Annotated in this window: 22 protein-coding genes; 15 read left to right on the plus strand and 7 right to left on the minus strand. The window is 36.0% G+C overall.

Translation table 11 applies throughout. From position 1 onward, the window contains the following. Window positions 1-99: 99 nt before the first annotated feature. The 3 genes from KM149_RS01885 (at window position 100) to KM149_RS01895 (ending at window position 4,260) form a co-directional block, all read left to right on the plus strand. Window positions 100-2,961, plus strand: a complete 2,862-nt coding sequence (locus tag KM149_RS01885) for a YhgE/Pip domain-containing protein (protein WP_214971061.1) — start codon at window positions 100-102, stop codon at window positions 2,959-2,961. A gap of 284 nt (window positions 2,962-3,245) precedes the next feature. Continuing rightward, the gene (locus tag KM149_RS01890) at window positions 3,246-3,881 is read left to right on the plus strand and encodes a class I SAM-dependent methyltransferase (protein WP_214971058.1); all 636 of its coding nucleotides are present in this window, start codon (window positions 3,246-3,248) and stop codon (window positions 3,879-3,881) included. Window positions 3,882-3,909: 28 nt separating this feature from the next. Further along, a complete protein-coding gene (locus KM149_RS01895) occupies window positions 3,910-4,260 on the plus strand; it encodes a DUF2200 family protein (RefSeq protein WP_165545285.1) in 351 nt (116 codons plus the stop codon). A gap of 229 nt (window positions 4,261-4,489) precedes the next feature. Here the strand turns inward: KM149_RS01895 and KM149_RS01900 are convergent, their stop codons facing one another. Next, window positions 4,490-4,705: a YozE family protein gene (locus tag KM149_RS01900; protein ID WP_016426070.1), complete on the minus strand. Its 216-nt coding sequence runs from the start codon at window positions 4,703-4,705 to the stop codon at window positions 4,490-4,492. Window positions 4,706-4,908: 203 nt separating this feature from the next. Between KM149_RS01900 and KM149_RS01905 the strand changes: the two genes are divergently transcribed. From KM149_RS01905 to KM149_RS01930, 6 genes are all read left to right on the plus strand, one after another. Beyond that, window positions 4,909-5,655 (plus strand): epoxyqueuosine reductase QueH, encoded by a 747-nt coding sequence (locus tag KM149_RS01905; protein WP_050345156.1) that lies wholly within the window; start codon window positions 4,909-4,911, stop codon window positions 5,653-5,655. An 81-nt stretch (window positions 5,656-5,736) separates the two neighbouring features. After that, on the plus strand, window positions 5,737-7,224 hold the full coding sequence (gene nikA, locus KM149_RS01910; RefSeq protein WP_214971050.1) for a nickel ABC transporter substrate-binding protein: 1,488 nt from the start codon (window positions 5,737-5,739) through the stop codon (window positions 7,222-7,224). Then, the gene (gene nikB / locus KM149_RS01915; protein WP_050329903.1) at window positions 7,214-8,203 is read left to right on the plus strand and encodes a nickel ABC transporter permease; all 990 of its coding nucleotides are present in this window, start codon (window positions 7,214-7,216) and stop codon (window positions 8,201-8,203) included. The genes nikA and nikB overlap by 11 nt, the downstream gene beginning before the upstream one ends. Beyond that, the gene (gene nikC, locus KM149_RS01920; RefSeq protein WP_050329905.1) at window positions 8,200-9,024 is read left to right on the plus strand and encodes a nickel transporter permease; all 825 of its coding nucleotides are present in this window, start codon (window positions 8,200-8,202) and stop codon (window positions 9,022-9,024) included. The genes nikB and nikC overlap by 4 nt, the downstream gene beginning before the upstream one ends. Beyond that, entirely contained in the window at window positions 9,017-9,790 is a 774-nt protein-coding gene (locus KM149_RS01925; protein ID WP_050345158.1) for an ATP-binding cassette domain-containing protein, read from the plus strand. The genes nikC and KM149_RS01925 overlap by 8 nt, the downstream gene beginning before the upstream one ends. Further along, entirely contained in the window at window positions 9,787-10,476 is a 690-nt protein-coding gene (locus tag KM149_RS01930; protein ID WP_214971047.1) for an ATP-binding cassette domain-containing protein, read from the plus strand. Before KM149_RS01925 ends, KM149_RS01930 begins: the two co-directional genes overlap by 4 nt. A 94-nt stretch (window positions 10,477-10,570) precedes the next feature. On the opposite strand, the gene KM149_RS01935 is transcribed toward KM149_RS01930, so the two are convergent. Beyond that, the gene (locus tag KM149_RS01935) at window positions 10,571-12,745 is read right to left on the minus strand and encodes a bifunctional glycosyltransferase/CDP-glycerol:glycerophosphate glycerophosphotransferase (RefSeq protein ID WP_214971040.1); all 2,175 of its coding nucleotides are present in this window, start codon (window positions 12,743-12,745) and stop codon (window positions 10,571-10,573) included. 239 nt (window positions 12,746-12,984) lie between these two features. Here KM149_RS01935 and KM149_RS01940 point away from each other — a divergent pair, with 239 nt between their 5' ends. Next, window positions 12,985-14,859 carry a DUF5776 domain-containing protein gene (locus KM149_RS01940; protein WP_182281131.1) on the plus strand — a complete coding sequence of 625 codons (1,875 nt, stop codon included), beginning with the start codon at window positions 12,985-12,987 and terminating at the stop codon, window positions 14,857-14,859. A gap of 81 nt (window positions 14,860-14,940) precedes the next feature. On the opposite strand, the gene KM149_RS01945 is transcribed toward KM149_RS01940, so the two are convergent. The 4 genes from KM149_RS01945 to KM149_RS01960 all read right to left on the minus strand — a co-directional run bounded on the left by KM149_RS01945 (window position 14,941) and on the right by KM149_RS01960 (window position 18,895). Then, window positions 14,941-16,440 carry a tripartite tricarboxylate transporter permease gene (locus tag KM149_RS01945; protein WP_060829383.1) on the minus strand — a complete coding sequence of 500 codons (1,500 nt, stop codon included), beginning with the start codon at window positions 16,438-16,440 and terminating at the stop codon, window positions 14,941-14,943. Between the two features lie 13 nt (window positions 16,441-16,453). Then, the gene (locus KM149_RS01950) at window positions 16,454-16,897 is read right to left on the minus strand and encodes a tripartite tricarboxylate transporter TctB family protein (RefSeq protein ID WP_214971038.1); all 444 of its coding nucleotides are present in this window, start codon (window positions 16,895-16,897) and stop codon (window positions 16,454-16,456) included. Window positions 16,898-16,915: 18 nt separating this feature from the next. After that, window positions 16,916-17,893: a tripartite tricarboxylate transporter substrate binding protein gene (locus tag KM149_RS01955; RefSeq protein WP_165545279.1), complete on the minus strand. Its 978-nt coding sequence runs from the start codon at window positions 17,891-17,893 to the stop codon at window positions 16,916-16,918. 339 nt (window positions 17,894-18,232) lie between these two features. Then, entirely contained in the window at window positions 18,233-18,895 is a 663-nt protein-coding gene (locus KM149_RS01960) for an NAD(P)H-dependent oxidoreductase (protein WP_060829386.1), read from the minus strand. Window positions 18,896-19,186: 291 nt separating this feature from the next. Between KM149_RS01960 and KM149_RS01965 the strand changes: the two genes are divergently transcribed. Continuing rightward, window positions 19,187-20,050: a fructosamine kinase family protein gene (locus tag KM149_RS01965; RefSeq protein ID WP_214971036.1), complete on the plus strand. Its 864-nt coding sequence runs from the start codon at window positions 19,187-19,189 to the stop codon at window positions 20,048-20,050. Window positions 20,051-20,713: 663 nt separating this feature from the next. On the opposite strand, the gene KM149_RS01970 is transcribed toward KM149_RS01965, so the two are convergent. Further along, a complete protein-coding gene (locus tag KM149_RS01970; RefSeq protein ID WP_060829388.1) occupies window positions 20,714-21,316 on the minus strand; it encodes a YIP1 family protein in 603 nt (200 codons plus the stop codon). Between the two features lie 178 nt (window positions 21,317-21,494). Here KM149_RS01970 and KM149_RS01975 point away from each other — a divergent pair, with 178 nt between their 5' ends. The 4 genes from KM149_RS01975 (at window position 21,495) to KM149_RS01990 (ending at window position 25,142) form a co-directional block, all read left to right on the plus strand. Continuing rightward, entirely contained in the window at window positions 21,495-22,136 is a 642-nt protein-coding gene (locus tag KM149_RS01975) for a hypothetical protein (protein ID WP_050345165.1), read from the plus strand. Between the two features lie 95 nt (window positions 22,137-22,231). Continuing rightward, a complete protein-coding gene (locus KM149_RS01980) occupies window positions 22,232-23,290 on the plus strand; it encodes an efflux RND transporter periplasmic adaptor subunit (RefSeq protein ID WP_425353681.1) in 1,059 nt (352 codons plus the stop codon). Next, on the plus strand, window positions 23,287-23,970 hold the full coding sequence (locus tag KM149_RS01985) for an ABC transporter ATP-binding protein (protein ID WP_050329922.1): 684 nt from the start codon (window positions 23,287-23,289) through the stop codon (window positions 23,968-23,970). The genes KM149_RS01980 and KM149_RS01985 overlap by 4 nt, the downstream gene beginning before the upstream one ends. Beyond that, on the plus strand, window positions 23,967-25,142 hold the full coding sequence (locus KM149_RS01990) for an ABC transporter permease (RefSeq protein WP_165545273.1): 1,176 nt from the start codon (window positions 23,967-23,969) through the stop codon (window positions 25,140-25,142). Before KM149_RS01985 ends, KM149_RS01990 begins: the two co-directional genes overlap by 4 nt. The last annotated feature ends 282 nt before the right edge of the window (window positions 25,143-25,424 follow it).

Genomic DNA, 25,424 nt, shown 5'->3' on the forward strand with positions numbered 1-25,424 from the left:
TTAACTTTAATTTGAAACGACAAATAAATATTGCACATACTTATATTACATGAATCATCATGATTTATAAAGTGTTTGAGTAGATATTGAGGTGAGGAAATGAAGAACGCCATCAAATTATTTCTGATGGACATTAAGAAGATTGCCAAGACCCCTGGTGCAATCATCATTATCTTAGGATTAGCGATTTTACCATCCTTTTATGCTTGGTTTAACCTGGAAGCAACATGGGATCCTTATTCAAATACAAACCACATTAAAGTTGCTGTTGTAAATGAAGACAAGGGTGATACGGTACGTCATAAAAAATTGAATGTTGGTAATCGACTTGAGGATACTTTGAAAAAAGATACTCATTTTGATTGGCAATTTGTAAGTCGTGAAAAAGCAGATCATGATTTACGCATGGGTAAGTATTACGCAGCACTCTATATTCCAGAAGGATTTACACACCAAATTACTGGTACGTTACGTAAAGACCCACAACAAGCAAAAGTGGAATATAAAGTGAACCAGAAGCTCAACGCGATTGCGCCTAAAATGACTGACGCGGGTTCGAGTGAGATTGTGAAAAAGGCCAATCAGAAATTTAATGAAACTGTAACGAAAGTATTGCTTAAAGAGGCAGATCGTTTAGGGATTAAACTTGAAGATGAGCTTCCAGCGTATAAAAAAGTTCGTGATGGTATTTATGCTGCGAATAACGCATTACCTAAAATCGAACGCTTCCGTGAAGGTTTGATTTACTTAAATGAACATCAAGATCAGCTCGATCAATACGCAGATAAATTCAGAGAGTTAGATCGCTATAAAGACGATGCGGTCAATGCAACTGAGCGACTCAACCAGTTGAATGCAAGTATTCCTGCAATCAATGAGCGTGCAAAATTAGTGGTTGCCTTAGAGAATTCACTTCCTGAAATCGAACGTATTTTACAAGCTGCAAGCAAAGTGCCAAATCGTTTTCCAACAATTAACAAAGGGGTGGACATAGCGATTGGCGGCACAGATAAAGCCTTGAAAGACCTCAACTCAGCACAACAGTTGTTACCTTCCATCGAGCAACGTATTCGAGCTTATGGAGAAGTTGTTAACAACGCAAGTCAAGCGAATGACCAGTTAGCGAATGACGTTTCTCGTGCACAAAATCAACAAGGTCAGCAAGCAAATGTTCAAACAGCGCCACAAAGTACGCACCAATCTCATTATCAGACAAGCCAAGTAAGTACGGCTAATGACGCGAGTGGTCAACCATTACCAGATGGACAAGTGATATCGAATGAAGATGTAGCATCTTTAGAGTCTGCCTATTCAAATTCATTGCAAGATGTCAATTCAGCAACAGCTTCGCAATTAAAAGCGACTCAAGATGATTTGGATGCTGCTAAAAATATGGGCTATGGCATTATCAGCTCAAACGATGCTTCACAATTTAAAGAGCCGTTGTCTCATCTTATTGCGCGTATGAACCATGCGAATAAAACAATTAGAGATTATCGTGACTTTTTATCAGACGTTGAACGTACAGAAGGCGTTAATTTGAGTAAAGCCCAAGCACAATTGAAAACAGCGCAAGATGATATTAAAGAAGCAACGAAACGCTTGAACAAATTAAACGATGCCATTGCAGCAGGTAATTCTGGTAAAGCAGAAGCGATGGATATTATCAAACGTGTAGATCATATTCAAAAACAAATTAAAGCAGCGCAAAATATGTTAAAAAACGATGTTGCGAATAAGTTATTGGACGTATCACACGCATTAGGTAAAGCACTAGACAAAGGTGCAGTGACTTTGGATGTTGCACAAGAAAAACTTCAAAAGGTTCAAGCGATTATACGTAGTGGCCAAACGATATTATCAGATGCCAATGAACGTTTGAAACGCTTGAGTGATACGTTGCCTGCTGTTGAAGCAGAGTACATTCGTGCAATGTCAGCAGCGCAAGCTTACTTCCCAGAGTTTAAGAAAAAAGTTCACAATGCGTCTGATTTTGTAAAAAATGATTTACCTGCTCTTGAAAACAAAATTTCTGAAACGACACAAACGGTTAATGAAAATTTACCGACAGCATTTGCAAAATATGATCGTTTACGTCAAATTCTAGACGCTAACCAACCGAAAGCGAAGGAAGCGCTGAGCAATCTTGCGGACTTTGCTAAAAATGATTTTCCAAGCGTTGAAAAAGACTTGAAAAAAGCGAATAAAATATTTAAACAATTAGATAGAGACAATACGATTGAAGAGTTGATTGATTTATTACGTAATGACCTCAAAAAACAAGCGGGCGTCATTTCAAATCCAATCGATTTACAAAAAGAAAATGTGTTTCCAGTTAAAGATTACGGTTCAGCAAGTACGCCATTCTATACGGCACTCTCTATCTGGGTAGGTGCACTGTTACTTGTCAGCTTGCTTACAACACATAATAAGCACCCTGAATTGAAGCCGTATTTAACAATACGTGAGACTTATTTAGGTAAAATGGGACTATTTGTTGTTATGAATATGATTCAAGCACTTATTGTTTCAATAGGGGACATTGTCATTCTGAAAGCATCGGTTGAGTCGGTATGGCTCTTTATTACTATTTGTTTATATTCAGCCATCATTTTCTCGGTTATTGTTTATACATTGGTTTCTGTATTAGGTAATCCGGGTAAAGCACTCGCTATCGTATTATTAGTATTACAAATTGCTGGTGGTGGTGGGACATTCCCAATTGAGGTCACACCACAGTTTTTCCAAACAATCCACCCGTACTTACCATTCTCTTATAGTATTGATGCATTGAGAGAAGCGGTAGGGGGGCCTGTACCTCAAATTTTAGTTTTTAAATTAACAATGCTCACACTCTTTGGTATCGGCTTCTTCCTTGTAGGTCTAATCGGTAAACCTTATTTAGATCCTTTAGCACAAGGACTTGCAGACAAAGCTGATAAGAGTAACATATTAGAATAATGTTTTGAATGTACTTTTCGACCGAGTTTAAAAATCAAAAGTGAATCAAATAAAAGGTGTAAGCCATAGCGCAAAAATTGCATTGTGCCCAATGGTTTACACCTTTTTCGTTTGTAAATACCTAGTTGAATCATATGGTGAACCCTTGGGTCATCCAACGCTTACGAAACTAATTTTTCATCAAAAGGTGTCAAAGATTGTGACGATAATTTGAAGTGATTGGCAGAGTGAACTTTTTAGTATATAATACATATCGAATTACTAAGAAATAAGAGGAGATTGCTATGGAATTCATGGACGTGTTTGAAAAATGGGCAGAAAGATATGATGATACGGTATTTAATACGAGCAATGAAAATGAATATAAAGATGTTTTTGAAGATTATCCAAAGATGTTAGATCAAATTGCACAATTATCAACAGGAGAGGTATTAGAAATTGGTGCAGGAACAGGGAATTTAACGCAACATTTAATTAGGCAAGGGCTAGACGTGACGGCAATTGACCCGTCAGAAGATATGAGAGCCATTGCAAACCAAAAAGAAGGCATCCATGTGATAGAAGGCCACTTCTTAAAAATCCCAGTAGAGAAAAAATTCGATACGATCGTGTCGAGTTTTGCCTTTCATCATTTAGATCATCAAGGTAAACAAGAAGCACTCAATTATATGAAACAATTTTTAAAACCAAATGGACATATCGTTTTTATTGATACGTTATTTGAATCGGAAATGAATAAAAATCAAATCATTCAATATTACACAGATAAAATGTATGTCAATTTAGTCGAGGACTTACAAACCGAGTACTATCCATTTAAAGATGAACTTGAAAAGATTGTAGAAGCTGCAAATGGTACTCCGGAATTTGAACAACAAAACCGTTTTGCTTGGTTGATTCATATGAAATTTGGGCATTAAAGTGAAAACAAAAGGTGGCGTGTATGTGATGACATACCATATTTATCATGTGGAAGTAAATGAAGTTTATCCCTATTATGTGCGTAAAGTGAATAAAGTAGGTAGTACGTCTCAAGATGTTAATGAAATCATTTGTTGGCTCACAGGTTATTCTCAAGATATGCTTGAGTCAAATTTGAAAAATGGAACGACATTTGAGATGTTTTTTAAGCAAGCGCCGCATCTGAATCCACAGCGTAAAAAAATAAAAGGGATATTTTGTGGTGAACGAATTGAAGAAATGGAGCCATCACTTATGAAAGAAATTCGTTATTTAGACAAAATGATTGATGAGCGGTCACGTGGGCGTTCAATGAAGCAAATTTTTCGAGAGGATTAAATCTAATTGCCAAAGAATAATAAGACAAAAGGTTACGGATGATGTTCCAGAGACTCTTAAGATAGCGTCTGGCTAAGGTGTATGTATTTACATTGAAGGTCAGATGCTTTTTATTGGTGTCCGATGCTTAGAGAAAAGTTGATAAATAAAAAAGGCGCCTCTTGACTTGAGCGCAAGAGGCGTTGTTAGAGGTGATACATTCCATATAAAGTGAATGTGAGGTCTTCATTTAGCTTTGTCCAAATTGCAAATAAATTGCAATCGCTCGTTTAATTACAGCTAAATTCAATTGACCGAGACATGAAGCTTCACGAAAGCATGCTAATATTTCATCGGACGTATGAAGCTCCTTAGGAAATCTAGCATCTGCATGCATATGTCTCGCCAAATCACCTAATGGGGTATCATCACCAATGTAAATCTGCATATATTCATAAAAGCTCAAGTATTTAATCACCTCATTTACGAGCTAAAAAATATTATAACATAAAGCGAGGGTCCGAAGTAAAAAATATATCCTTTAGGTCATTGCTATGTCTCTTAACAACCGATTCTATTACCATTGAGCTCAAGTGAATCATTCATTGCGACAATGATTTATGTTATATTTTATGTAACAATGATATTTTTTATAAGTGGGGGAGCATAATGATTCAAGCAGACCAAATACTAGATAAAATGAAAAACCAAAAAATTAATTATGATAAAGTTTTACGAAAAATGATCATGAACTGGGAAAGAGAAAATGAGCGTCCATCCATACTATTGCATAGTTGTTGTGCGCCATGTAGCACCTATACACTTGAGTTTTTGACAGAACATGCAGACGTTGCGATTTACTTTGCGAATCCTAATATTCATCCTAAAAATGAGTATCTTCGTCGTGCGCGTGTACAAGAAAAATTTGTCAATGACTTTAATGAACGTACGGGAAGTCATGTAAAATATATCGAAGCGCCATATGAACCACATGTATTTATGAAAATGGCTAAATCCCGTGGGTTAACTGAAGAACCCGAAGGCGGTGCACGTTGTTCAGCATGTTTTGGCATGCGCCTTGAAATGGTAGCTGAAGCCGCAGTTGAAATGGGGTACGATTACTTTGGTAGTGCAATCACATTGTCACCTAAGAAAAATGCGCAATTAATTAATGAGATTGGCTTAGATGTACAACAAATTTATGATGTAAAATATTTACCGAGCGACTTCAAAAAAAATAAAGGATACGAGCGTTCTATTACGATGTGTCAAGATTATGATATTTTTCGACAATGTTACTGTGGCTGTGTTTTTGCGGCCCAACAACAAGGTATCGACTTTAAGACAATTAATCAACAAGCAAAACGCTTTTTAGATCATTTAGACCAACAAAAGCAAACGGTTTCTGAAAGCTGATTTGGTGCTTAAATATTTTTTTGATATAATATCATAGTTAATTATTTTATTCTTAAATAGAGAGAAAGAAGGCATTTAACTATGAAATATCAGCGTTCAGTGGCATTATTTACGACGGCCTCATTATTGTTAGCAAGTTGTGGAACTTCTTCCCATTCTAACGAAAAAATATTGGATATTGAGCTCCCTTTGAAAACAACTTCAATTGCCCCTTTTGAAACAGACGTTCCTGTTCGAGTCGGTGCGGCAGAAACGCTATTTAAAGTTTCAAAAAATGGTGAGATTCAACCTTGGTTAGCACAATCGTATCATTACAATTCGTCCGACCAGTTAGAAATAAAACTTAAAGATCATATCCATTTCCAAAATGGGGTACCACTGACGGGAGAAAAAGTTAAAAAAAGTTTAGAAACGGCATTGAAGAAGAGTCCTTTTGTCAAATCTACACTACCCATCAAAAGTATTAAGGCTCAAGGCCAAAAAGTAACAATTACAACAAAATCATCTTATCCTGAACTCGCCTCTGAATTAGCAAATCCTTATGTGGCGATTTTTGACGTGGATGCTAAAACAGATTTAAATGCACATCCTATAGGAACGGGACCTTATCAAATCAAAAGTTATCAACGTTCTCAGAAAATCAGTCTAGACCAAAATTCCAAATATTGGCATGGACAACCCAAACTTGATGGCGTGAATGTCACTTATCAAGAAGATGGAAATGCGCGTGTCAGTCATCTAGAATCTGGACAAGCCGATTTAATCACAGATGTCCCTGTTAATCGTATTCAGCAATTAGCCAAGTCAGATCGAACAAAAATAGCGCGTGTATCGGGTTATCGAACACAGATTGTCGTTTATAATCAAGTAAGTAAAAAGATGACACACCCTGTCCGCCAAGCGTTAGATGCGGTCATTGATAGAAAAGGTATTGCAGAGGAAATTTCGAAAGGCTTTGCCCAGCCGGCTACGGGTCCTTTTAATGACCATCTTGATTTTATTAAGCATCAAGCAGTGAAAAAACAAAATATACAAGATGCAAGGGCGATAATGGAAAAAGAAGGTTATAGTGATACCCACCCTTTAAAAATTCAATTGATTACATATGAAGGTCGTCCAGAATTACCTAAAATGGCACAGGTCATTCAGTCGGACGCCAAAAAAGCCCATATCGATATAGATATCCGAACAGTTGATGATATTGAAGGTTATTTAGCAGATCGTTCCCAATGGGATGCAACAATGTATAGCTTTGGAACGATTCCGCGTGGGGATACGGGTTACTTCTTCAATCAAGCCTACCATCAAGATGGTTCGGTCAATAAAGGTGCCTATAAAAATTCAAAAGTGACGGCAATGATTGAACAATTAAATCATACGGTCAATCAAGCTCAACGTGAAAAACTATCTAATGACATTATTGAAACAGCGGCACGTGATATACCAGCAAGTTATATTACTTACAATGATACAGTTGATGGTCTAAACAGAAATGTGAGTCACTTTAAAGCAACACCAGAAGGTATATATTTAGTAGATGAAAAGGTTGATATGACAAATGCTCATTAAAAGATTTGTTCGCCTGATCATTAAAATGATCAGTGTACTGTGGATTTTATCAACGATTACTTTTATTTTAATGAAGTTGACGCCAGGCGATCCAGTAGTTCACATGCTTCATGTTGGAGAAGCAAATGTGTCACAGTCGACTATCAATGCCACGCGCCAAGCGTATGGTTTAAATGATCAATGGCTTATACAATATGGGCGATGGTTAGGACACGTGCTTCATTTTGATTTTGGTGAGAGCTATCAAACACATGAACCCGTGCTCAAAGCGCTTATTTTTCATGCGCAACCTACAATAATGATAGCTATATTGACGATAATGGTCGTTATGATGACAGCATTACCTCTAGGGACATGGGCAGGGTGTCACCCAAATAGTAAAATGGACCGATTGATTCGTATCACGACATCGATGACGGTCAGTCTTCCGTCATTCTTTTTAGGTATTGTTCTCATTCATATCTTTGCAGTCCGTTTAAACATTTTACCTGCATCTGGGTATACTTCGCCCATTCACTTGGTGTTACCGGTGATGGCAATGAGTATTGGAATGAGCGCCTATTATATTCGATTGATGAGATCTACAGTGATGAACTTGTATCAAAGTCGAGAAGTTGCGGCTTCACGTTTACGCGGTGTGTCTGAACGGTACATATTTTTTACAGATATATTGAAACCTGCACTCGTTCCTGTCGTGACCATATTAGGCTTATCTATAGGAAGTTTAGTAGGTGGGACGGTAGTGATAGAACGTGTATTTAGTATTCCGGGATTAGGGCAATTTTTAGTAGATAGTGTGCGTGCGAGAGACTATCCCGTCATTCAAGGTATTGTGTTAATGATGGGTGTGATTGTGGTCTTGGCGAATATGTTAAGCGACATGCTGATTTTGTTTTTAGATCCAAAGCAACGTTTACAACATCAAAAGACAGAACCTATACAAATAGAAACAGCTGAATATGAGGTGTCTTCACAATGATGAATCAACGACGTCATTTACCTTTCATTGTGTGGGTATGTATCGGTTATTTATGTTTACTCATTGTTGCACAAGGGATTGTTTCGAAACAGGCTGCCTTTGATGTGAAACTAGATGAAAGTCTTTTACCTATCAGTGCAGCACACTGGTTAGGCACAGATGATTATGGCCGGGATTTGTTAGCACGTCTTTTGATAGGGGCGCGGTACACGTTGTTAATTAGCTTGTTAACACTGTTATTAACGATACTGGTGGGTGTGCCAATAGGGATGCTCGCGGGCTATTTTAAAGGAAAATTAGATAAAATGATCATGCGTATCATTGATATTGGTTTAAGTATTCCTGAATTTGTATTAGTGATTGCAATGGCCAGTCTGTTAAAGCCAAGCATTTGGAATATTGTATTCGCCATGATTTTGTTAAGATGGATGACTTATGCGCGCTTATCACGGACCATTGTTAAAAGTGTAAGCGACAAGGATTATATTAGGATGGCAAAATTTTATAAAGTGCCTACGCCCATCATTATATGGCGACATTGTTTGCCACACGTGTTGCCTTCGATTTTAGTAGTGGCTACTGTTGATTTTGGTAAAATTATTTTATATATCTCGGCACTTTCATTTCTTGGATTAGGAGCGCAACCACCTTTACCTGAATGGGGCGCCATGCTGAATGCAGGTCGTGATTTTATGACTTCAGCTCCCCTATTATTGTTTGCACCCGCGGTGATGATTACGGTTACGATTTTAATTTTCCAGCTGACAGGTGATGCCTTACGTGACTATTTTACAAGAAAGGAGCGTCACTTTAGTGGATAAATTACTTGAAATTCGTGATTGGACGATTCATGATGCAGAAAAAACGATCGTTCAAAATATCGACTTCACGCTTTATACTTCACAAGTGAATCTATTAATTGGCGAGAGCGGTGCTGGCAAGAGCATGCTTATTAAAAGTTTGCTCGGTGTCTTGCCAGAGCGATGTCGTGTTTCCTATCAAGCGTTTTTATATCGAAACGTATCTGAACGCACACTCAAACCCTACTTAGGGCGACATATTGGCTATATTTCACAAGACTATACGCATAGTTTTAATGACCACATGCCCATCAAGAAGCAACTCATTGGCATTTATCGTCAACACTATCAAGTTTCACATGAAACGGCTGAAGCCCATGTTCAAGCAGCTTTAGGGTGGGTCGGATTAGAAGCAATAGATTTATCAAAACGATACCGATTTATGTTATCAGGGGGACAACTGGAGCGTGTCTTAATTGCGAGTGTTATGATGCTAGAGCCTTCACTTATAATAGCAGATGAACCGACAGCGGCATTAGATGTCGTTACAGGACATCAAATTATGACCTTACTTTGTGATTTAGCGCAATCACATCAAGTCACTTTATTGATTGTGACGCACAACTTAGCACACGTTGCACGTTTTAGTGATTATATTTACGTCATGAAACAGGGGCAACTCATCGACAAGGGGACATGGTCACATTTTAATTCGGCGACTGTACACCCTTATAGTGCGAAACTTTTAAGCTATCGTCATCCGTTACAGAAGGGGCGAGTTGAATGATTAAATTAGAGCATATCAACGTTAAATATCAAACACAGCAAGCGCTCAAAGATGTTACATTAAAAATTGAAGCGCATGAAAAAGTAGGGATTTTAGGTGAAAGTGGTTCGGGAAAGTCGACTTTAGCGAGTGTTATGTTAGGAGAAGTCGCACCACAAAGCGGTCAAGTCGTTTCAACTTTTCAATATATATTACCTATATATCAACACGCCGTACATGCATTTAATCCTAAATTGTCGATTGAAGCTTCTATGAATGAAGCGTTTCATTACAATCAAAAGAAACGCGAGTTTTATTGTCATTATCGTGATGAACTCATGCATCAAATGCAATTATCTGAAACATTATTAAAGCGCTATCCGAGTGCGCTAAGTGGAGGACAACTCCAACGTTTTAATGTGATACGTACGTTAATGCTTCAGCCCGATTTATTGATCTGTGATGAAGTCACTGCCCATTTGGATGTCATTGCTGAAGATAAAATGGCACAACAATTAAATGAACATGCGAAGCGGACACAAAAAGCAATGGTGATTACTTCACACGACATTGCTTTTCTACAAAAAATTGTTTCACGTATTATCGTATTAAAAGCGGGAGAAATTGTAGACGCATTTCCAATAGAAAATTTATTTCATGAAGAACGTGCACCTTACACAAAATCTTTATTAGCCCTATATCAGTAATCACTGCGTATATCATTGTTATTTTAAATAGAAAAATTTCATATCATAAAAAACCCTTGTTCACATCGTTTGTTTCGTGAACAAGGGTTATCGTTTACTGTTTGTGTGTCTGTTGAATGGTTTCGTAAATCATATCACCAATATATTGAGCAGCACGTCCATTTTCGATCGCACAGAAGCGGTTATAAAAAGCATTGATTTGCTTATCATAAGTTTGTGCAACATGATCAATATTTTTAAGACCTTCGATTAATTCACCAGGTTCAGTATGGATAGGACCAGGTAAGTCTTTATGATAATCAATATAAAAACCACGAAGATTTTTATCATATTTTTCAATGTCATAAGCAAAGAAAAATTGTGGTCGTTTCAAGATACCATAGTCAAACATTACGGATGAATAATCAGTAATTAAACAATCACTAATCAAGTAAAGTCTTGAAATGTCGTTGTAGTTTGATACATCAATAGCAAAGTCTTCATAACCATTTAAATCCAGTGCATTAGCAATTAAATAATGCATACGTAATAAGATAACATAATCGTCGCCGAGTTCTTTTTGTAAACGTGGTAAATCAATTTTGAGTTCAAAAGTGTACTTACCTTTTTTAATATATTCATCATCACGCCATGTTGGAGCGTACATGATAATTTTTTTACCTTCTGGTATGTTTAATTCTTCTTTAATTTCTTTTTGTAGCTCTACATCGTCAGCGCGATTCACTAAAATATCATTACGTGGGTAGCCGATTTCTAATATTTTTTCAGGTGGCATCCAAAAAGCTGTACGGAATATTTCTGAAGAATAGCGGTTAGGTGAAACTAAATAATCCCAACGTGATGCTTCCTTATGGAAATTCCGTTTATATAGCGCTGTCGTTGTACCAGGCATTCGGACTACTTTCATATCGTTCGCAAGTCGTTTAAGCGGTGTACCGTGCCAAGTTTGGATATAGACTTGGTTCGGTTTTTTATTTAAAAAGAGTGGCACCCGCGCATTAGAAACCCAGAATTTAGCATCTGAATAAGCTTGATAGTACGCTTTTGAATTTTTCTTAACTTTTTGTGCATTACCAGGGACTTGATTGACTTCTGGTTCACTGAAGACCCACTTATAATTAAGTTCTGGGTAATGGTGTCTCATATATTCATAAATATATTTAGGACTATCACTGTAGTTTTTTCCACCAAATGATTCAAAAACAACTGTTTTCTCATCTACATTTTCAACTTTATCAGTCAAAAAGTATTCAGACTGTTCTTTGTTTTTTTGTCGTAGTACAATACGCTTCATATGACGGGTAATAAAGCGCAATCGATTGATTTTAGCAGCTGCTTGTGGCTTTTTAAACGCTAATGCCAACATTTCGAAAAAAAACAGTATCTTTTTCTCAGATAAAATAGCACCATTTAAATGACGTGCCACTTGCGCCAATGTATCTTGATGCGCATTGTAACGCTCAGATGTTTCTTGTAAATTAGGTGAGAACTCATTATGGAGTTTATTGAGCATCCGTTGCTTAATAAAAGCACGTGTATCTTTATTTTTTATACGACTTAATGCATCGACAAAGCTTTTTGCGTAATCCTCAAAGAGAAAGTCAAAATTTTGTTCAGATAAAGTATTCGTTTCAAATGGGTCATAGACTTCGCCTTTGAAATAGAATGGAAAGTTTGTAATCCTTACAAAGTGTTCGGCATACTGGATATATTCAAGAATAAAAGACCAGTCTGCATAGACTTGAAGAGCATCATTAAATTGGATGTTATGTCCTTTAACAATAGCTGTTTTAAAAATGATATTACAAACGGTATTTTTTCTTAAGAAAGAATTAGGATTTTGTTTTGTATCTAAGTACTTAATTTGAACACGATCTTGATTGACATATTGAGGCATATTTAATGTAAACTCATGGACAGGTGCGATTAAACCATCATAACTCTTCAGATGTTTTAAATAAAAATTAATCGCATATGTAGCAAGTTTATCGTCTGCATCTACAAACATAAAATAAGGTGTTTCAACTGCATTGATTCCTATATTACGCGCATATGCATGCCCATGATTGTTTTCTAATTTAATATATTTAACTTTTTTATCATAGTCTTTTAAAGCAACATTCAATAATGATTCACTATTATCTGTCGCACCATCATTAACGAAAATTAAATCAAAATTTTGATTGCGTTGACGTTTAAGATAACTGATGCAATCCGAGATATATTCTTCTGAGTTATAAAAAGGCACTATAATCGATAGCGCGTTCATAAGAATCATCCTTTCAGAATTCAATTTAACAGTTGGTATTATAACATTAAAATGTAATATAAAATAGCGAAAACAATAATAATTAAAAACAATTTTCGGAAAATATAGAACTTTAGATATTTGAAAGAAAATTTTGTGTTTTATGTTATAATGACAAATTCATACATGTTTAATATATTAAGAATAAGGGTTTATTGCATAATAACATCTTTTAAGTATTATATGAGGGGGATATATTTATGGGGAAATTAGTTTCAATTATTATATCTGTATATAACAAGGCAGAATTTATTGAGAAATGTTTAGACTCTCTTGTTCGTTTGGATTTTAAAAAAGATGAAATGGAAGTTATTGTTGTTGATGATTGTTCTACAGATGATTCAGTGGAATTGATTAAAAAGTATGTTGAGCGTTACCCCTTTATGCATTTAATTGAGTTAGACACGAATTCGGGAGGACCGTCAGAACCGAGAAATATAGGCATCAAAGTAGCAAACGGAAAATACATTGCTATTTTGGACGCGGATGATTGGTTAGATGACAAAGGGTTTCCTTCATTAGTAAAAAGTTTAGATGAAAATCATGATGATATTGGATTTGGACAAATATATAAGCACACAAATAACAAAGTTCAAAAAGTTGCTTTATTTGCTTCATATAAAGAAGATCAACACTTAGTACCTTATAATATAGACAAGATTTTTCGTTCAGTAGGACCTCCAGGTAAGGTTTTTAAGAAATCACTCGTTATAGACCATAATATTAAATTTAAACATAGAAAATATGGAGAAGATAAATTATTTTTCTCTGAATTAATCGGTAAGGCGCAAACCGCAACAATGACGCCTGTGGGGGTATACCATACAAATCGTTATCAAGAGAATGTATCATTAGTGAAACAAACATCTGTGTATGAGAAAGCTGTAATCAATTTGGAAATATTAAAAGAAGTCGTAAATTTAGATATACCTAAAGCGGCTTTAAAAGCAATATGTGCGCGTTTCATAGAATTGGATTTTATGCGGCGAATGTTTCATACAAAGACATTTGTAAAATCATTATCCCGAAAAGATTATTATCAAATATTTGATGAAGCGGTATCAATAATTGAACAAAAAGGGTTCAGTATTCCGCAATTGTTGACTATGGATGTGTATCGTATGCTTTACGATGCATATGTAACGTACGCTAAAGAGATTTTTGAGCAATTGTTAGAAACGCTCGTACACCAATCAAGTCAGTCGTTATTTATAGAAAATGGACAGGTCTACCAAGCGTTGTATGTTAATCAGCGTCATTTTAAAAATTTACCGATCGAATGTTATCCAGTCTATTTGGGAACTCGAAGAATTAACGGGAAAGATTACGAATTGATTCATTTGTTGCGTGGAGAAAAAGTTGAAATAAAAGACGTTTTAGCCGTAGAAATTAATAATGCAGCTAATGCACAATCATTAAATTTTCAATTAGATAATGATGTAATAGCAATAAAGACAAAAGATTTAGTAAGTATGGCTAGCTACAATATTAACTTAAAGATTAAATTTAATGGATATGAAGAGACACTTGTAAATGCCTCTTATCCAACACATCAAAAAGACATGGTCATGAAGCGTCAAAATTTTAAAGTAGAATTTCTGAATAAAAAAGCTGCTTCTAGCGATTCAAATAGCTATTTTAAAGAGAATCCTAAGCGCGTTGTGACAATTAAAAAAATTAAGCGACATGAAGATAAAGATTTTAAAAAACCAATTAGTGATGTCGAACCCGGAACAGCATTTTATATTAGCAAAATTGTAGCTTCATCAAATGATACACCTCGACTTCAAACTGTAGAAGGGGATTTGATTACGGCTAATCAAAAATTTGTAGAACAACTCAATAAAATTGATGAGCAGTATTATACTGAGGCCCCTAAAACTGTTGAAATTATTAAAACATGTTATTTATATGATTCAAGATCATTTAAAAAAGAGCCTATCGATAGTTTAAAGCCTGGCGATACTTTAACAATCGAACAAATCATTTATACTGCAAATCAAACACCGCGGTTAAAAACAACTACGGGTGCATATTTAACAGCGAATAAGCAATTTGTAAAAGCTATATCTTAAGCACAAAAACAGTTGAATTAAAAGAACAGCACCAGCAATGTATAGTTGGTGCTGTTCATTTTGATATGGACCTCTTTCTCGTTAAGTGTTGCTCTGCTTCGATTTAATGAATTTCATCACGAAAGGATAACATAGTGAAAGGAGCGTCATAAGTGTTAATACAATTGCAATCGGAGAGCCAAAGAAAATATCGCTTAAATGATTTTGACTGGTGATTAAGCTTTTGCGGAAGTTTTGTTCCATATCTGAGCCAATGATTGCAGCTAAAATTAATGGAGAAATTGGGAAATCGAGCAATTTCAACAATAAACCGACGATACCAAAAATCAAAAGAATGTAAAAATCAATGATGCTGTAACTTAAAGTATAAGTGCCTAAAAAGGCTAGGACCAAGATGATAGGATACAAAGTTTTTGGTGGTGTCTTTAAAATTTTCAACAATAAACCGATAAGTGCGATATTCAAAATCACTAAAAAGATGTTACCGATAAACATACTATTAACTAATGTCCAAATCATTTCAGGCTGTTTTTCAAATAACAGAGGTCCAGGTTGCAAACCTAACATAACAACAGCACCCAGTATGACAGCTGTCGTACCTGAACCAGGCACACCCATAGTTAGTAATGGAATAAGTGAGCCAACAGAAGCAGCGTTGTTTGAAGCTTCAGGCGCAGCGACACCTTCGATGGCGCCTTTACCGAATTTTTTACTGTTTTTAGAAATTTGTTTTTCAGTGGCATAGCTTAATAGGGATGCGACAGACCCGCCTGCCCCGGGTAATACACCAATGAGAAATCCAATCGGACTTTGACGTAACATCGTCCAACGCGTGCGCTTCCAATCTTCTTTAGTCAATTTCATTGAACCGAGGTCAGCTTTAGGCGGTTCTAACGTATCTAAGTGCATGTAATTATAGAAAACTTCTGCAACTGCATAAACGCCGATTATGATAACAAGAAAATCAACGCCTTCACTTAAATGTGTGATATCAAATGTGAAGCGATACACACTTGTTTGTAAATCGACACCGATTGTACTCATCATTAAGCCGATAGACATTGCGATGAAGCCTTTTACCATTTTGCCAAGTGATAGCGTTACAATCATAGACAAGGTAAATAAAAAGAGCACAAAATACTCTCTTGGACCAAAATTGAGTGCAAAGTTAGATAAAGGCTTTGCGAGTAGTATAAAACCAATGACAGAAGTCAAACCACCGATTAAAGAAGCCACGGCTGAAATCGTTAAAGCTTTACCGGCTTGGTGATTTTGTGTCATAGGATAGCCATCGAATGTAGCAGCAATTGCTGAACCGTCGCCTGGTGTGTTGAGTAATATAGAACTTCTCGAACCACCGTACATCGCGCCATAATAGATTGAAATCATTAAAATGAGCGCGCTCACAGGATTCATCCCAAACGTGACTGGAATAAGAACGGCAACTGCAGTGGCTGGACCAAGCCCGGGTAACATACCGACAACAGTTCCTAAGAATCCGCCAACAACAATCCATAATAAGTTCATAGGTTGGAAGGCTGTTGTTAATCCTTCCCAAAAACTATTTAAATCTATTCCCATTGTAAGCCCTCCTTTATGGTAAGCTGACGTCTAATAGGTGTGAAAAGGTATACCATGCCACCCCAGAAAAGACGATTGCGACAACTAAATTTTTTAACCAGTGCTTTAATCCGTTGATTAAAAACATAACTGCAGCTAAAAAGAGTATGGTTGAAATTAAAAAGCCTACACGTTCGAAAATAAGTGTATAAATCAAAATAAATAAGCAAGTTAAACCGATTCTTTTTATGACTAAGGGTGTCCAAAGTTGTTTGAACGCTTCAAAAGAAACTGCTTTGTCACGATACATTTGAAAGAAATAGATGATACTTGAACTAATGAGTAAAATTGAAATCAAAACTGGAAAATATTTTGGGCTTTGTGAATCTCCAATTCTAGAAATAGGGAGATGAAGCGAAAGTATCAAATAGACAATGCCTATCATAAGACAGACGAGAGGCGGAATGAATTTTGCCATATTTTAAACCCCCTTTGTTTAAAATCCAGCATCTTGAATCAGTTGCTGATATTTTTTTTGTTGTGCATTTAAAAAGTCTTCTGTTTCATAACTGTCTTTATAAAATGCATCCCAATCTTTGTTTTGTCGTATTTTTTTCCACTGGTCAGATTGAACGACTTTTTTCATAGTTTCATTCCAATATGCACGCTCTGTTTTAGACATGTTTTTAGGTCCCATGACACCGCGCCAATGTGGAAAAACAATATTTAATCCTTGTTCTTTCCATGTTGGTACATCTTCTAATCCTTGTATTCGTTTGTCTGATGTAGTAGCAAGAACTTTGAGTTTTCCTGCTTGGTGCTGCGTTTTTACTTCAGAGACTGCTGTGGAAGCGACATCAACATGCCCCCCTAAAAGCGCTGTTTCTAAATCACCACCACTTTTATAAACAAGGAAATCTAATTTTTTTACATCGACACCGTAAGCTTTTGCTGCCTGTACAAATGCGAGGTGATCGTTATTTCCTAAGCCAGGCGCTACTCCGATCGTTAACGATTTCGGATTCTTTTTTAATTTTTCCATGACTTCTTTTCCTGATTTGAGATGAGAATGATTAGAAGCGGATAGACTAATCCATTCTGTCGCCAAAATAGCAATAGGTGTAAAGTCGCGTTGACTTAAATTGCTTAACCCTAATTCATGGTTAGACAGTAATAAGCTGGAGTTGATAGCAATGGAAGAAGCAGGTCGCTCTGTTAGATATTGCCATCCTACTTCGCCACCCCCGCCTGGTTTGTTTATGACAGTGATATTTTGATCAGTTAAATTTTGATCTTGCATGATTTTCTGTATGGCACGAGCAGTTGCATCCCAACCGCCTCCTGGTGAAGCGGGCGCAATAATTTCAATTGTACGATTTGGAAATGTCTCGCTTTTCGACTGCTCATGATGATCATGGCTACATGCTGTGAGAATAAAGACGACAACAATTAAAAGTGTCACGAAATTACGCATAACATATACCCCCTTTGTTTGTGACAGCTTTAATTTTATCACAATATTCAGAAAAATATACATTAATTTTGGCTTTGTGTGACTGTCTGTAGACAAAAATGAGGGGATAGGGTATCAATCCCAAAATAAATAGCGCTAAGATGATTTTGAATAGAAAACCATCTTAGCGCTTCTTTTTTATAATAATAATTCGCTTACGAGGGGACAGAATCAGCTTAGAGTCTTCTGTCCCTAAACAAGCATGTTCATGAAGGAAAGGTTATCAAAGATGTTACATCCCGACGCCCTCTCGAATCTTCATCGCGTATCACAGATAATATGATTTCAATTGTTTTGAACCTAAACCCATTTTACAATTTCTGATTGGGTTTGACGTGTTTTTTCACGTTTTGGATCTTCTTCCCGATAACCAAATGCGACCATTACAGATGGCGCAAAGTTTTCATCATCAATGATGCCTTTTTCAGTTAATAATTCAGCCACCTCGTCATATTGAAAACCTTCAATTGGACATGAATCAATACCTAGGAATGCAGCAGACGTCATCATGTTGCCTAGTGCAATATACGTTTGCTTACTTGCCCAATCCCACAATGCGCGATCACTTTCATAAAGATTTAAGTTTTTATCTTGGAATGAAGTCGTTTTTTCACTCATTTGTTGAATCATCGTTTCATCCATGTGTTTGACATCACGTAATAAATGTTGAACGTACTTGTTTTCTGGACGGACATTTTTACGTGCTAAAATAACAACAAAATGACTCGCTGTATCTAATTGACCTTGTGCGCCCCAACTCATAGGTTTAAGTGCAGCACGAATGGCTGGATCTTGAATAACGACAAATTGCCAAGGTTCAAAACCAAGCGAACTTGGCGATAATCGGCCTGTTTCAAGAATGGTATTAAAATCCGCTTCTGATATTTTTTTGCTTGCATCAAAACGTTTTGTCGCAAATCTGTAATTAAATGTATCTAGCAACAATTGACGTCGATCTTCCATAGTATTGCAACTCCTTTGTGCATATTTTCATATTATTTAGTATAGCGAAGCATATAAAGACAATAAAATATTTTGTTTTAACAGGGGGATGATCAGGGAATTTCATTAAATGAAGATAATTTAAGCCAGATGTTAGAAATAATATCTAGACATATTTTTAATTCGGAAAGACGACATGATTATTTGTCAACAGATTACCGGCTAACAGTGTACGTAATGATGAAAAAAGCGTAGTCACTAATTGAGAATTGTTATATGAAAAAGTGTTTATATAGAAAGGATTGAGGTTTTATGTTGGAACAATGGTATCGTGAATTGCCACTTCAAGATATTCAAAATATTACCGCTGTGAGTGGTGGCGATGTCAATCAAGCTTATCGTGTAGAAACAAGTAATGAAACGTATTTTTTGTTAGTGCAACAAAATAGAGCGGCCTCATTTTATGATGCAGAAGTGGCAGGTTTAAAAGCTTTTGAGGAAGCGGGTGTGACGGCGCCTGTCTTCATTGCTCAAGGTCGAATTGACCAAGATGCCTACTTGTTATTAAGTTATTTGGAAGAAGGGCAAAGTGGCAGTCAACACGCATTAGGACAACTTGTCGCCAAACTACACCATACCCACGAGCCACAAGGGAGATTTGGGTATCCTATGCCTTTTGAAGGCGGGGATGTTCAATTTAATAACGAATGGACAGAGACATGGTCAGAATTATTTATTAACCAACGAATGAATCCTTTAGCGAAAACGATTCGGAATCGTGGATTATGGACGGAAAGTGATGATGCTTTATTTGAAGAGGTCCGGAAGATTATGATTACGTCTTTAACGCAACATAATAGTGAACCTTCACTCTTGCATGGCGACTTATGGGCTGGTAATTATATGTTTTTAACAGATGGTCGTCCGGCGTTATTCGATCCTGCACCATTATACGGCGATCGAGAGTTTGATTTAGGTGCTACAAAAGTTTTCGGAGGCTTTGATGATGCTTTTTATCATGCCTATAATGAAGCTTATCCATTAAGTGAGGGTGCGCATTTACGTATTCAATTTTATGAACTTTACTTATTGATGGTGCATTTAGTCAAATTTGGCGTGATGTATGCGCAAAGTGTCAGACGTACAATGAATGATATTGTCGATTCAGCAACTTAGTGCAAGAACGTTTGACAATATAGGAGTGGGCTGTTATTATCAACCGTGCTTATTTGTGATAAAGAATGAGTAGCTATTGGTAGCTTATCCACGAAGTAATTTAAATAAAAATAAAGTAGATATTTAGGTTGCACATGTACTTCTATTAAGCCATAGTAACCTGAGTTATTTATAACTGAACACAGGCTGTGACGTTGATCCAAAAAAGCGCTCAAATGATTTTTAATAGAAAATCGTCTGAGCGCATTCTTTTATGATAAAACTTTGTATTGTATGACTTCCCTCAAGGGCTCGCTATCAATACTTCGTTTATGCGTGCCGTTACTCACTGTTTTAGTTAAAAATAAATCACTTTCGCGTCATTTAATTAATAGTGACAAAAACTAAATGAACGAAACATTGATTTGATCACATCATAAACGTTTATGATGTGAACGCTATGCATATCGAAATGAACGATATTTAATTTAAAATACATTCACTTAGATGGGTTCTATAATTTTTGACATTTTGTTTTTATAAAATACTTTCATCGTTTCATAAAAATATCTTCTTCATCTATATGATAATGGCATAATTGTCCTTAAGCAAACGTACACATGAAGGTAAGAATATTAAATATTTTATGTCCCGAACTCTGTTCTCTTTTTTAAATTCGTTCAATTAACCAAGGCCGGAAATGACGAAAAAGATAATAAATGCAACGCATGCACCTATCCATGACCATTTTTGACTGATACCAAGAGAAGAATGAAGCATAATACCAAAGAACCAAGCTGAAATGATATTAGTGATATTGATTGCGCCTAACCAATTATTTTTAGGTGCGAAGATATTTAATGAATCAATTTTAACAATGCTTGGATCAATGTGGAAAAGCCACTGTAGTAATGCAACAATACAACCTACTGAAGTTGTAATAATGGCATAGCGTAAAGATGCTGCAAAAACAACTTTAGCAGAGACTTGTGATTTAAAGATTTTAGTTATTCCCCAAGTGATTAAGAACAATAAAGCTATAAAGAAACAATAAACAATGAAACTCCCAATCGTACCGGCAACTCTCACAATTGGTAATGTGGATTCAGCTTCAATTGGTGATAAGCCGCCTTCATTAACAAGTGTCTCAGTAAAATCAATGTTTAATATGGTTAATAAGCTGATTAAACAACTGACAATAATAAAAATCAAAATTTTAACTAGAACTTTAGGTCGATGCCTCTCCTTAACGAAAGATTCAATATGTAACAGTTTTGAGTAATTCATGAATTGCCTCCTTAAATTATATTTATATTAGATTGTATCATTAAAATTTATAATTTTATACTTTATATTGTAGCTTTCTCATATGTTATGGCATATTTTAGAATTTTTAACTTTTAATAGTATATTTTACCTTGCAATATGATAATATAATATTAACTTTTTAGAGGAGGATTTAAAGTTGGTCAAAACGAAGCTCCCTTTATTCCAACATTTTGAAAACTTACGGGATTATCCAACATGGAAAGTCAAATCGTTTTTACTTATTTTGATTACTGTTATTTATTCTTTAATATTAAAATATGACACGGATAATACCGAGTTGTTAGAAGGCTTTGGCTATTCTAAACAAGATATAGAAGAAATTCATCAAATCCATTGGCTAACCGATGTATCAAGCAGTCTGATGGGTGGCGTGATTAGCTTTCTATTTACATTTGTCGTTTTTATGATGATTTCGAAATTACTAAATTCAGATGTGACACCTAAGACGATTTTATCAGCTTCTCTAAGCCATTCGCTTATAGTGACAACTGTTTCATTGGTTGTTATAGTGATTCAACTTGCATTACATTTACCTGCACCAGCTTATATTATTACGAGTTTGAATATTTTTCTTCCAGGCAATACCTACCTCGCTGCTTTTGATTTACAGACGATATTTAAAGGATATGTGACATTTATCGTCTATTATGCGACGAGCCGCTTGTCATTTCGTGCTTCCTTAATTTTGGGTATTTTAACAATAGTGCTCATTGTCTTGCTAGCATTAGGCTCAGCTTTCTTAGAAGATACGATTTTGAGCTTGGCTGCTGAATTATAAAACAATTATTAAATATTTTGAATACATAAAATATGGAGTCCTTTTTAATGTTATAATACAGAAAACACAAATTATAGCATTAAGGAGGATTTTTAATTTTGAAGAAGAGGACACTAATTGCATTGTCAATCATTGGTATTATCATTTTGACAGGAGTTGCTTTTCTCGTTAAAAACTTTAGCCATATCGGTGGAGACAATGATGGTGAAGGGTACAATACATATACAGTAAAAAGCGAAAAACCGATTCGTATTTCTGGTAAAGTCTCTCCAGAAACGATTAAAACATACTTAAATAATGCGCAACTCGGTACATTTCTAAGCATACAAGTTGAAGACGGTCAAAGTGTATCTCAAGGCACACCGTTGATTAACTATGATATTGATGGGGCGCAACGTCAAAAATTGAATGATCAACTTGTAAAAGCACAACAAAGTGGCGATCAACAAGCAATCAATACGGCTTGGAAGCAACTTAATCGATATGACGGTCAAGTGAATAATAGTATAAATGCAACATTTGATGGCACAATTTCATTAATCAATCGACAACAAGTGGGTGAAAGCGAGCCTATCCTTAAACTGATTTCGAAAGAGCCAATCATTCAAACGACAGTTTCTGAATTTGATTTGAATAAAATTAAAGTCGGCGATACGGTTAATATTGAAGTCACAAGTTCTGGTCAAAAAGGTAAAGGTAAAATTAAAAGCATCGCACAACTTCCAACAAGTTATGATCAAGATAAAGGACAACATAGCGAAACGACAGCTGGAAGTCTAGATGAAAATGCGCATGGAGATGCGCAAACGTTAACGACCAATAATCCAATAGATACACAGCCATCAGGTCAAAATGATAAAGAAACTTCAAAATATAAAATCATCATTGGGGACCTTGATTTTAAAGTTAAAGCAGGATTCTCCGTTGAGGCAAATATTCCTTTAGATACGCTTAAAATACCTAAATCTGTTTTAACTAAAGATAACCATGTTTATAAAGTGGATAAAAATAATATTGCCCATCGTACAAAAATTAAGTATGACGAAAAAAATGGTGATCTCATTGTGACGCAAGGTATTGAAAAGGGTGACCATTTAATACAAAATCCAGACTCAAAAATTAAAGATGGGGAGAAAGTAGAGGTGGCGAAATGATTGAGCTTAAAAAGATCAATCGTCACTTCAAAAATGGGAATACGCATAATCATATTTTAAAAGATATCGATTTAAAAATTCACGAAGGCGAGTTTGTCGCTATCATGGGGCCTTCTGGATCAGGTAAAAGTACTTTGATTAATATACTTGGTTTTATTGATCGCGGTTATGAAGGAGATTACTTATTTGATGGCGAAAATTATCAAAAACGCTCTGATAATGAGTTGGCTGCTATTCGAAATCGAACAGTTGGATTTGTCTTTCAAAATTTTAAGCTGATTCAAAACAATACGATATTAGAAAATGTTAGCATTCCGTTGCTTTATGCAGGTCTACGTGCTTCTGAACGCCACGACCGTGTGATTGAGATGTTGCATCGAGTTGGTTTATTCGAGAAAGAAAACTTGGTGCCCAATAAGCTTTCAGGCGGACAACAACAACGTGTAGCGATTGCGAGAGCCATTGTGAATCAACCGAAGTTTATTATTGCTGACGAGCCAACAGGAGCGCTTGATTCAAAAACTTCAAAAGACATTATGGCATTGTTTTTACAACTCAATAAAGAACAAGGGACCACAATGATTGTGGTGACACATGACCCTAAAGTAGCTGAACAAGCGGATCGTGTGATTCATATCCTCGATGGTCGTGTTCAAAAAGAAGAGGTGTTGAAACGATGACCTATTTCGGTAATATTATACACGTTGCATTGAAGTCAATTATGAAAAACAAGCGTCGTAATATTTTTACCATGATTGGAATTATAATAGGTATAGCTGCGGTTATTACCATTATGTCTTTAGGGAATGGTTTTAAAAAGACAGCGAATGAGCAGTTTAGTGATGCAGGGGCTGCAAAAGACACAGCGTTAGTGAGCTTTATGCCTGACGACTTCGAGCCTATTAAAGATTCTCCTTTTACTGAAACGGAAATTGATATTGCGCGCCAAGTGAAAGGTGTTCAAGATGCAAGTATTAAAGAAGATGAAAGCTCAGGTTTAATATCTGAAGCAAAAACGGTTAGTAAGAAAACAGATATTGCAGTCGTTAAAAGCGAATCGGTGTCAGATGTTTCTGACGGAAAAGGTTTTACAAAAGATGACAATGCTTTAAAACAACGTGTGGCTGTCATCTCATCAGAAGTGGCTGACACACTTTTTAAAGGTAATGTGAAAGGCAAAACGATTTATATAGATGATATGGGGTTTGAAGTCGTAGGTGTAAAGGATAAAGCACAGCTCTCAGATGCTGTTCAAATCCCTACAAAGACAGTAGAGACTTATTTACCTCATCTAAAATCTGCATTTCCACAGCTTGTGCTAAAAATTGGAGAAGATGCGAATAAAAAAGAAATTGCAACACGCGTGGCTGATCAACTGAACAAAAAGGGGGCAGCGATTGATCAAGGGCAATATGAATACTCAGATACCGAAGAATTAATGAAAGGGATTGGCAAGATATTTGATTCAATCACCTATTTTGTTGCTGCTGTCGCAGGGATTTCACTATTTATAGCGGGTATTGGCGTGATGAATGTGATGTACATCTCTGTCACAGAACGGACAGAAGAAATTGCAATTCGACGTGCATTTGGTGCAAAAGGTCGTGATATAGAATTACAATTTTTAATTGAGAGTGTTATTCTATGTTTGATCGGCGGTATCATTGGTTTAATCATTGGGATATTGATTGCACAGCTAGTCGATGTCGTTACACCGGAATATATACAAAGTGCAGTTAGCTTTGGTTCTATCGTACTTGCGGTAGGAGTATCAACGTTAATTGGTATTGTATTTGGATGGATTCCTGCAAGAGCCGCAGCTAAAAAAGAATTGATTGATATTATCAAATAAATTTCACGGTTTCATTAAAAAGATGACTAGGGTTATGCAGCGCTTAAAACGAGCGCATGTGTGGTCCTAGTCATTTTTATGTTTTTGTACTTTTATAAGATGTTAGTTTCTTGTGTCCACATGATGATATAAAGCGCAGGTGATTCAAGCTTTTCTCGCGCAAAAAATGGTTGGTGCATCGTTACACCAACCGCAAAAATCCTATCAGTTCATTTTGATATTAGAATTTGAAGATGTTTCTTAATACTTTAAATAAAGAAAGTAATAATTCTAATGGTGTTC

The sequence above is a fragment of the Staphylococcus coagulans genome (assembly GCF_022557135.1).
Classification (GTDB): domain Bacteria; phylum Bacillota; class Bacilli; order Staphylococcales; family Staphylococcaceae; genus Staphylococcus; species Staphylococcus coagulans.

Coding starts and splice junctions, on each gene's coding strand:
- KM149_RS01890 (WP_214971058.1), top strand. CDS start 3,246: ATGGAATTCATGGACGTGTTTGAAAAATGGGCAGAAAGATATGATGAT.
- KM149_RS01945 (WP_060829383.1), bottom strand. CDS start 16,440: ATGGGAATAGATTTAAATAGTTTTTGGGAAGGATTAACAACAGCCTTC.
- nikB (WP_050329903.1), top strand. CDS start 7,214: ATGCTCATTAAAAGATTTGTTCGCCTGATCATTAAAATGATCAGTGTA.
- KM149_RS01955 (WP_165545279.1), bottom strand. CDS start 17,893: ATGCGTAATTTCGTGACACTTTTAATTGTTGTCGTCTTTATTCTCACA.
- KM149_RS01960 (WP_060829386.1), bottom strand. CDS start 18,895: ATGGAAGATCGACGTCAATTGTTGCTAGATACATTTAATTACAGATTT.
- nikC (WP_050329905.1), top strand. CDS start 8,200: ATGATGAATCAACGACGTCATTTACCTTTCATTGTGTGGGTATGTATC.
- KM149_RS01885 (WP_214971061.1), top strand. CDS start 100: ATGAAGAACGCCATCAAATTATTTCTGATGGACATTAAGAAGATTGCC.
- KM149_RS01930 (WP_214971047.1), top strand. CDS start 9,787: ATGATTAAATTAGAGCATATCAACGTTAAATATCAAACACAGCAAGCG.
- KM149_RS01970 (WP_060829388.1), bottom strand. CDS start 21,316: ATGAATTACTCAAAACTGTTACATATTGAATCTTTCGTTAAGGAGAGG.
- KM149_RS01940 (WP_182281131.1), top strand. CDS start 12,985: ATGGGGAAATTAGTTTCAATTATTATATCTGTATATAACAAGGCAGAA.
- KM149_RS01950 (WP_214971038.1), bottom strand. CDS start 16,897: ATGGCAAAATTCATTCCGCCTCTCGTCTGTCTTATGATAGGCATTGTC.
- nikA (WP_214971050.1), top strand. CDS start 5,737: ATGAAATATCAGCGTTCAGTGGCATTATTTACGACGGCCTCATTATTG.
- KM149_RS01905 (WP_050345156.1), top strand. CDS start 4,909: ATGATTCAAGCAGACCAAATACTAGATAAAATGAAAAACCAAAAAATT.
- KM149_RS01990 (WP_165545273.1), top strand. CDS start 23,967: ATGACCTATTTCGGTAATATTATACACGTTGCATTGAAGTCAATTATG.
- KM149_RS01895 (WP_165545285.1), top strand. CDS start 3,910: ATGACATACCATATTTATCATGTGGAAGTAAATGAAGTTTATCCCTAT.
- KM149_RS01935 (WP_214971040.1), bottom strand. CDS start 12,745: ATGAACGCGCTATCGATTATAGTGCCTTTTTATAACTCAGAAGAATAT.
- KM149_RS01965 (WP_214971036.1), top strand. CDS start 19,187: ATGTTGGAACAATGGTATCGTGAATTGCCACTTCAAGATATTCAAAAT.
- KM149_RS01985 (WP_050329922.1), top strand. CDS start 23,287: ATGATTGAGCTTAAAAAGATCAATCGTCACTTCAAAAATGGGAATACG.